The sequence below is a fragment of the Streptomyces sp. genome, from assembly GCF_031178505.1.
In the GTDB taxonomy this organism is placed as follows: domain Bacteria; phylum Actinomycetota; class Actinomycetes; order Streptomycetales; family Streptomycetaceae; genus Streptomyces; species Streptomyces gulbargensis.
The window spans coordinates 1-7,928 of record NZ_JAPSIW010000286.1 but is presented as its reverse complement, the minus strand read 5'-3'; the positions used below and the strand labels follow the sequence as shown (position 1 = coordinate 7,928).

The window sequence follows — 7,928 nt, the reverse complement described above, 5'->3', positions numbered from 1 at the left end:
GTGATCGAACTGCGCCGTTACACGCTGCGTCCCGGCCGGCGCGAGGAACTGATCGAGCTGTTCGACCGGGAGTTCACCGAGACGCAGGAGGCGGTGGGGATGAGCGTCCTCGGGCAGTTCCGGGACCTGGACGACCCCGACCGCTTCGTATGGCTCCGGGGGTTTCCCGACATGGCCGTGCGGCACCGGGCGCTGACCGACTTCTACGGCGGGTCGGTGTGGGCCGCGCACGGGCCCCGGGCGAACGCCACCATGGCCGACTCCGACGACGTCCTCCTGCTGCGGCCCCGCGCCGCCGGGAGCGGCTTCCCCGCCTCCCCCGCCGCGCGGCCGCCGGTCGGCGCACCGGCGCCGGACCGGTTCGTGGCCGCCGTGCTGTGGTCGTTCCCCCCGGGGCGGGACCAAGGCGTCGAACTGCTCCGGGACGGACTCCTGCCGGTGCTCCGCGCGACCGGGCCCGAACCGCTCGCCCTGCTCTCCACCGAGGACGCCCCGAACACCTTCACCCGGCTGCCCGTCCGGACCGGCGAGAACGTGGCCGTCGTCCTCCTCTCGTACGCCGACGAGAACGCGCACCACCGGCACGCCGCCGCCGTCCGGGCCCATCCCCACGCCCGCGCGGAGATCCTGCCGGGCCTCGCCCGGGAACGGACCGCCCCGACCAGGCTGCTGCGGCTCGCCCCCACCGGGCGTTCCCTGATCACCTGACGGGCCGGAGCACCGGTCCCCCAGGGGCCGGCCCCGAACCCTCCCCGAGAAAACCGCCGGGCCCTGCCGCACGTGTGCGCGGCGCCTCTAGGATCGCGGCATGGCGCTGATCACGAGTGACACCGACCGGTTCGAGGCCGCGCGGCCCCGGCTGGAGGCCATCGCCTACCGGCTGCTCGGCTCGGCGAGCGAGGCGGAGGACGCCGTGCAGGAGACGTACCTGCGCTGGCAGGCGGCCGACGTGGAGCGGATCGAGGTACCCGAGGCCTGGCTGACGAAGGTCCTCACCAACTACTGCCTCAACCAGCTCTCCTCGGCCCGCGCGCGGCGCGAGACGTATGTGGGGAGATGGCTGCCCGAGCCGCTGCTCGCGGGGGACCCGATGCTCGGCCCGGCCGACACGGCCGAGCAGCGCGAGTCCGTCTCGTACGCCGTCCTCGTCGTGCTGGAGCGGCTGACGCCCAACGAGCGGGCGGTGTACGTGCTGCGCGAGGCGTTCGACTACCCGCACCGGGAGATCGCCGAGATCCTGGACATCAGCGAGGCCGCCAGCCAGCAGATCCTGCACCGGGCGAAGAAGCACGTCGCGGACGGCAGGGCGCGCACCGAGATCGACGGGGCGGCGGCCCGGCGGATCGTGGAGGAGTTCCTGGCGGCGGCGACCAGCGGCCGTACGGAGCCCCTCGTCCGGCTGCTCACGCAGGACGCCGTCGCGGTGGGCGACGGCGGCGGGAAGGTGCCGGCCCGTGCGAAGGCGTTCGAGGGCGCGGTCGCGGTCGCCACGTTCCTGCGGGGTCTGTTCAAGCCCGCGGACGCGAAGCGGAAGCTCGTCGGCGGGACGCCCGACATCTACGCCACGACGGCCAACGGCGAGCCGGCGTTCGTGGCGGTCGTGGACGGGCGGGTCGTCGCGGTCACCTGCCTGGAGGTCACGCCGGAGGGCATCGTGGCCGTCCGCAGCCAGGTCAACCCGGACAAGCTCGTCCGCGCGACCGAGCAGTGGGCGGCCCGGACGATAAAGGAGGAGCCGCTCCACACGCTCTGAGGCAATGTGACGCAGGTCACGCCCTGCTCCTGTCAGGGATCGGCGGGCTGTCCGGTTCAAGAGGCGACACCGCGCAGACAGCGGCCGAACCTCGCAGACAGGAGCAGGCACATGCAGCACCGCATCGTCGTCCTCGGAGCCGGCTACACCGGAGCCGTCGCGGCCGGCCGCCTCGCCCGGCGGCTGCACCGCGCGGACGTCACCGTCACCCTCGTCAACCCCGAGCCCGACTTCGTCGAGCGCGTCCGGCTCCACCAGCTCGCGGTCGGGCAGGAGCTGAAGCCCCGGCCGTTCGAGGAGATCTTCGCGGGCACGGGCGTCACGATGAAGCTCGCCCGCGTCACCGGTGTGGACGTGGACCGCCGCGCCGTCACGGTGACGCCCGCCGGCCCGGCCGGTGCCGCCCCGGCGGGCGGCGCGGAGGTGCTGGAGTACGACACCCTCGTGTACGCCCTCGGCAGCACCTGGAACGACGGCGGGGTCCCCGGCGCCGCCGAACACGCCCACGAGGTCTCCAGCCGCCCCGGCGCCCTCCGCCTCCGGGAGCGCCTGGCCGCCCTCGGCGCCGGCCGGCCCGTGGTCGTCGTGGGCGGCGGGCTCACCGGCCTGGAGGCCGCCACCGAGATCGCCGAGGCCCGCCCCGACCTCCGCGTCACCCTGGCCACGCCCCGCGTCCTCGGCGACTGGCTCTCCGACAAGGGCCGCGCCCACCTGCGCAAGGTGACCGACAAGCTCGGCATCGCCGTGCACGAGCACACCACGGTCACCGCCGTCACGGCGGACGGCGTCACCACCGCCGAGGGCGGCACCCTGCCCTCCGACGCCACCGTCTGGACCACCGGCTTCGCCGTCCACCCGCTGGCCCGGGCGACGACCCTGCACACCACCGACCACGGGCAGATCACCGTGGACGCCTCGATGCGCTCGCACTCGCACCCCGACGTGTACGCGATCGGTGACGCCGCCCACGCCCTCGGCCCCGGCGGCAAGCCGCTGCGCATGTCCTGCGCCTCGGGGGTCCCGATGGCCTGGCAGGCGGCCGACGCCATCGCGGCCCGCCTCACCGGCACCAAGGTCCCCTCGACGACCATCCGTTACTTCCAGCAGTGCGTCTCCCTGGGCCGCTCCGAGGGCCTCATCCAGTTCGTCACCGCCGACGACCGGGCCCGGGACAGCGTCCTCACCGGCCGCCTGGCCGCCCGCTACAAGGAGCTGATCTGCAAGGGCGCCGCCTGGGGTGTCGCCCACCCCACCGCGGGCCTCCCGACCCGCCGGCGCCGCCTCGTCCCGCGCCCGGCCCCGGCCGCCCGTACCGCCGCCCGCACCGGGGCCTCGGCCTGACCCCCGCGCGACCCGACGCCCCGGCCGGCCCCCTCCGGCCCGGGCGTCAGGCGTCCGTACCGCGCAGGGGACGCAGGAGGCCGAACGGGACGGAGCGCCACAGGCCGTGGACCGGGGACGCGGTCACATCGGCGAGCCGGTCGGCCGGGACCGCCCAGACGCGGGCCGGGGTGGCCGTGGCGGTGACCGGCGGCCAGCCCGGTTCGCCGCCGGCCGCGAAGTCCGCCCAGGCGCGGAGCATACGGCGGGAGAGGGCGCGGTCCTCCTCTTCGGGCGGGCCCCCGAGGAGGAAGTCCGCGCCGGGCGCGTCCAGGTTGCCGAAGGCGAACGGCACGTCCGCGGTGTGCCAGGGCCTGACCCCTGTACGGGCACGGGCGAAGCGGGCCAGGTGGGCACGGCCGCCGGCCCGCGCGTGGGTCTCGGCCAGCCGGGTGGTGTACGCGCCGAACTTCGCGTCCCCGAGGACGGCGAGGGCCCGGTCGAGCACGGGCGCGCCCGGCATCACCGCGCCGTAGCCGTCGGCCAGCCCGTCCGGCAGGCCCAGCGCCCGGGCCAGCTCGCCGAGTTCCGCCTCGGTGGTGACCTCCCGTACGGCTCCGACGGTGTGCAGGAACCAGTACTCCTCCTCCGCGTGGCACAGCAGCAGGTCGATGTCCCGCGCCGCCCCCGAGGCGAGGGCGCGCAGCGGGTCGGTGGGCAGCACCTCGCCGTCCACCACGGGCTGGAAGATCACGGACTCGAAGGCGTGGACGGCGGCGACGGGGGCGGTGGCGCACGCGGCGGACACCGCGTCGGAGGCGGCGACCAGCGCACCGGGCGATGCCGACCGCAGGCCCTCCGCCGTGGGGGCGACCCCCGCGGCGGCGGCGATCCTCCCGGTGACCGCCGTGGCGAGCGCGACCGAGTGGAAGGTGCTGGGCACGCTGTGGGCGACGGCCCGCCGGAACAGGCCCCGGGCCCGTTCCATGGCCATCAGGCAGACCACCGCACCGGCTCCGGACGAGTGTCCGGCGACGGTGACGTTCTCCGGGTCCCCGCCGAAGGCCGCGATGTTGTCGCGGACCCAGCGCAGGGCGGCGGCCTGGTCGAGGAGCCCCCGGTTGGCGGGGTGGCCCGGGACGTGGCCGAAGCCCTCGAAGCCGACGCGGAAGTTGCAGCTGACGACGACCAGGCCGGCGCGGGCCAGGGCCGTACCGTCGAAGTCGGGCTGGGCGGAGGAGCCGAAGGTGTTGGCGCCGCCGTGGATCCAGAAGAACACCGGCAGCGGCCCGGGGCCGGTGGCCGCGTCCTCGGGTGCCCATACGTTGACGGTGAGGACGTCCTCGTCCCCGGGACGCCACACCGGCGCGCCCGGCAGCTCCGCCGACTGCGGGGCGACGGGGCCGAAGGCCGTGCAGTCCCGGACGCCGTTCCAGGGCGCCGCCGGCTCCGGCTCACCGAACCGGCGGGCGCCGAAGGGCGGGGCCGCGTAGGGGATGCCGAGGACGGCGACGACACCGCCGGCGGCCTCCCGGCCCCGTACGGGACCGCTCACCGTCCGCAGGACCGGCCCGGATCCGCGCGGCGCGTCCTTCCCGCCGTGCGTGCCCGCCCGGTCACCGCTTGATCGTTTCTTCATGCGGCCCAGTCTTCCGGGCGCACGGTGCCCGGTCACGGGTGCGGGATCCTCCGTCCCGCGAGCGCCGTCCGGGGGAGGGCCTCAGGCGACGGCCCTGCGCACCAGTTCGGCGATGCGGGCCTCGTCCGCGGGGGACAGGCGGGTCAGCGCGTAGGCGGCCGGCCACATCGAACCGTCGTCGAGCCGGGCCAGGTCGCTGAAGCCGAGCGTCGCGTACCGCGTCTTGAACTTCTGGGCGCTCTGGAAGAAGCAGACGACCTTGCCGTCCCTCGCGTAGGCCGGCATGCCGTACCAGAGCTTCGGTTCCAGCTCCGGGGCGTTCTCCTTCACGAGGGCGTGGATCCGCTCGGCGAGCACCCGGTCCCCGTCCGGCATCTCGGCGATCTTCGCCAGGACGTCGGCCTCCGCCGCGGCGGCCTTCTCGGCACGCGAGGTGCGGCGCGAGGAGGCCTTCAGCTCCTTCGCGCGCTCCTTCATCGCCTCCCGCTCCTCCTCCGTGAAGCCGTCGTACGACGCCGGCTTCCCCGCGGTCTTCTTCCCCGCCTTCTTCTCGGCGGCGGTCTTCGACGTGTTCGTGGTGCTCGCGGTGCCGGCCATGGCGGGTTCCCTCTCGTACGACTCGGTGCGGGGTGCGGGGACGTCACGTACCTCTCGGGCACGTAAGGCGGTCAGGTGCGCCTCGGTGCGGGCGCGCGCCCATCCGGGAAGGCACATCAGCGCAGCTCCTGGATGCGGATCAGGTTGCCCGCGGGGTCGCGGAAGGCGCAGTCGCGGATGCCGTACGGCTGCTCGGTCGGCTCCTGGACGACCTCGGCATCGGTGGCCTGGATCTTCTCGAAGGTGCCGTCCAGGTCGGGGGTGGCCAGCAGGATCCAGCCGTAGGTGCCCTTGGCCATCATCTCGGTGATGGTGCGGCGCTCGGCCTCGGTGATGCCGGGGTCGACGGCCGGCGGGGCCAGGAGGATGGACGTACCGGGCCGGCCCGCGGGACCGACGGTGATCCAGCGCATCGCGCCCTGGCCGACGTCGCTGCGCACCTCGAAGCCGAGAACGTCCCGGTAGAAGGCCAGGGAGGCGTCCGGGTCGGTGTGCGGGAGGGCGGTGGTGTGAATGGTGAGGTCCATGACGGAAACGTTAGGCGCGGCCCCCCGGCCCGCGCTTCTCGAATCCTGACCGATGGGGCACAGGACCCCTCGGCAGGCGGCCCGCGCATGCGGGGGCCGCGAAGGGGGCACTCGCGCGGTGTTCCGCCGCCGACCGCAGCAGGAGGCAACCGTGCCCCGCTTCCGGAGTGAGCCGTCCCTCGCCGTCGCGACGTCCGCGCCCCCGGTCACCGCGCCCACCACGGACCCCGGGGGCCGCACGACCACCCCGAGCACCACCTGCGGCCCGGCCGGCACCGGCTCCGCAGGCAGCCCGGCCGCCGCGACCGCCGCACCGCCCGTCCGGTCGCACAACGAGTGGGACCCGCTGGAGGAGGTCGTCGTCGGCCGTCTCGACGGTGCCACGATCCCCTCCCGCCACCCCGCCGTGAGCTGCAACATTCCGCGCTTCGCGGCCAGGCTCCAGGGACTCGCGGCCGGCTTGCGCTACCCCCGGGCACTGCTCGACCGGGCACAGGAGGAGCTGGACGGCTTCATCGCCCTCCTGGAGTCGGCCGGCGTGACCGTGCGGCGGCCGGACCCGGTCGACCACCGGCAGCGGTTCAGCACCCCCGACTGGTCCTCGCACGGCTTCTGCACCGCCTGCCCCCGGGACTGCATGCTCGTCGTCGGCGACGAGATCATCGAGACGCCGATGGCCTGGCCCTGCCGCTACTTCGAGACCCACGCCTACCGCACCCTCCTGAAGGACTGCTTCCGGCGCGGCGCCCGCTGGACGGCGGCACCGAGGCCGCAGCTCACCGACGAGCTGTTCGACCCGGACTTCCGGATCCCCCGGCCCGGTGAGCCGATGCGCTACCTGCTGACCGAGTTCGAGCCGGTCTTCGACGCGGCCGACTTCGTCCGGGCCGGGCGCGACCTCTTCGTGACGCGCAGCAACGTCACCAACCTCAGCGGCATCGCATGGCTGCGCCGTCACCTCGGCCCCGGCTACCGCATCCACGAGATCGAGAGCCGCTGCCGCACCCCCATGCACATCGACACCACGTTCATGCCGCTGGCGCCCGGCCGGGTGCTGGTGAACCCGGAGTACGTCGACGTCGACCGGCTGCCGGACGTGCTGCGCAACTGGGACATCCTGGTCGCCCCGCCGCCCGACCCGATCCACGACCGGCTGCTCAAGGTCACCTCCATGTGCGGCACGTGGCTCAGCATGAACGTCCTCATGCTCGACGAGCGCCGGGTCGTCGCGGAACGCCACCACACCGGCATGCTCCGCGCCCTGGAGTCCTGGGGCTTCGAACCGGTCCCGTGCGACCTGATGCACTACGCGCCCTTCGGCGGCTCCTTCCACTGCGCGACGCTCGACCTGCGGCGGCGCGGCACCCTGGAGTCGTACACCGACTGAACGCGAGCCCGACCGCCCCCCACCACCGGGAGACCAGCTCCATGGACACCGACCGGCTCGTCGGCAGGCTGCTCCGCGTGCACGGCCGCACCTACGCCGAAGAGGCCGGGATCACCCTTCACGACCAGCCCGCGCCGCTGTACCGGCTGCTCGTCCTCACCGTCCTCCTCTCGGTCCGGATCAGGGCCGGGACGGCGACCGCCGCCGCCCGCGAGCTGTGGGCGGCTGGCCTGCGCACCCCCCGGGCGATGGCCGCCTCCGCCTGGCGGGAGCGGGTGGACGCGCTGGGACGGGCGCGGTACGTCCGGTACGACGAGAGCACCGCGACCGCGCTCGGCGAGGGCGCCCGGGTGGTGCTCGACCGCTTCCACGGGGACCTGCGCCGGCTCCGCACCGAGGCGGCCGGCGACACGGCGGCGCTGCGCGCGCTGGTGCGGGAGGTGCCCCGGATCGGGCCGGTCGGCGCGGACATCTTCTGCCGGGAGGCGCAGGCGGTGTGGCCGGAGGTACGGCCCTTCTTCGACGCGCGCTCACGGGCGGCGGCCGGGGACCTCGGCCTGCCCACCACCCCGGCCGGCCTGGCGGAGCTCGTGCCGGGTGACGACCTGGCCCGGCTCGCCGCCGCTCTCGTCCGCGTGAGCCTCACGAAGGACGCGGTGCGGGAGCTCCGCGACGCCTGACCGGCCCGCCCGGAGACGTACGGAC

Annotated in this window: 8 protein-coding genes; 5 read left to right on the top strand and 3 right to left on the bottom strand. The window is 74.9% G+C overall.

The annotated features are described in order from the left end of the window. The 3 genes from RIF68_RS19370 to RIF68_RS19360 all read left to right on the top strand — a co-directional run. The coding region (locus RIF68_RS19370; protein WP_309052537.1) for an NIPSNAP family protein at positions 1–708 on the top strand (708 nt) is incomplete at its 5' end. 100 nt (positions 709–808) lie between these two features. Continuing rightward, positions 809–1,753 carry an RNA polymerase sigma-70 factor gene (locus tag RIF68_RS19365; protein WP_309052536.1) on the top strand — a complete coding sequence of 315 codons (945 nt, stop codon included), beginning with the start codon at positions 809–811 and terminating at the stop codon, positions 1,751–1,753. A gap of 111 nt (positions 1,754–1,864) precedes the next feature. Continuing rightward, on the top strand, positions 1,865–3,094 hold the full coding sequence (locus RIF68_RS19360) for an FAD-dependent oxidoreductase (RefSeq protein ID WP_309052535.1): 1,230 nt from the start codon (positions 1,865–1,867) through the stop codon (positions 3,092–3,094). A 46-nt stretch (positions 3,095–3,140) separates the two neighbouring features. On the opposite strand, the gene RIF68_RS19355 is transcribed toward RIF68_RS19360, so the two are convergent. The 3 genes from RIF68_RS19355 to RIF68_RS19345 all read right to left on the bottom strand — a co-directional run bounded on the left by RIF68_RS19355 (position 3,141) and on the right by RIF68_RS19345 (position 5,836). Further along, positions 3,141–4,712: a carboxylesterase family protein gene (locus RIF68_RS19355; protein WP_309052534.1), complete on the bottom strand. Its 1,572-nt coding sequence runs from the start codon at positions 4,710–4,712 to the stop codon at positions 3,141–3,143. 81 nt (positions 4,713–4,793) lie between these two features. Further along, positions 4,794–5,189: a DUF1801 domain-containing protein gene (locus tag RIF68_RS19350; protein ID WP_309052539.1), complete on the bottom strand. Its 396-nt coding sequence runs from the start codon at positions 5,187–5,189 to the stop codon at positions 4,794–4,796. 236 nt (positions 5,190–5,425) lie between these two features. Then, positions 5,426–5,836, bottom strand: a complete 411-nt coding sequence (locus RIF68_RS19345) for a VOC family protein (protein ID WP_309052533.1) — start codon at positions 5,834–5,836, stop codon at positions 5,426–5,428. A gap of 346 nt (positions 5,837–6,182) precedes the next feature. Between RIF68_RS19345 and RIF68_RS19340 the strand changes: the two genes are divergently transcribed. Together RIF68_RS19340 and RIF68_RS19335 are read left to right on the top strand one after the other, a co-directional pair. Next, positions 6,183–7,223: an amidinotransferase gene (locus RIF68_RS19340; protein ID WP_309052538.1), complete on the top strand. Its 1,041-nt coding sequence runs from the start codon at positions 6,183–6,185 to the stop codon at positions 7,221–7,223. 41 nt (positions 7,224–7,264) lie between these two features. Continuing rightward, positions 7,265–7,903, top strand: coding sequence for an endonuclease (locus RIF68_RS19335; RefSeq protein WP_309052532.1), 639 nt, complete (start codon positions 7,265–7,267; stop codon positions 7,901–7,903). Positions 7,904–7,928 lie beyond the last annotated feature (25 nt).